We start from the raw sequence: 423 nt of genomic DNA, 5'->3' as shown, positions 1-423 counted from the left end.
CGGAGAGAGGTTCCATGGAATCCACAGTGGTCATCGACGCCGTTGATGCAGGATTTGCCGGGTTGAAAAAAACGAGGACGGGAAGATACCTCGTTAATGGCATTACGGCATATTTTTCTGTGTAAACAACTGTTCTGTGTAAGCAGCAAGGTTGAAGCATTGACCACAGCCATGGGTTGTCGTTCCCATATCATTGCGCCATTAGTTTGTAATTGTTCTGTTACTTGCGGGCTGCCTGAAGAAACATTTCATTACACGATGGCAAGTTGCGCCCCGCCTCATGCCCCGTCTGCCCTGTAGCGCTCAAGAGGGCGTTCATACCCGCCAAAGTGCCCTGCGTCACCTCGACACAGCGGCTCATGGCCCGATGCAGTAGTGCTAGACTCGCGCCACTTCAGACAAGGAGCAGACTTACGTGCGCAA

This window comes from Pseudomonas sp. LJDD11, from assembly GCF_024584215.1.
Classification (GTDB): Bacteria; Pseudomonadota; Gammaproteobacteria; order Pseudomonadales; family Pseudomonadaceae; genus Aquipseudomonas.
Note: the sequence above shows the minus strand (reverse complement) of the source record.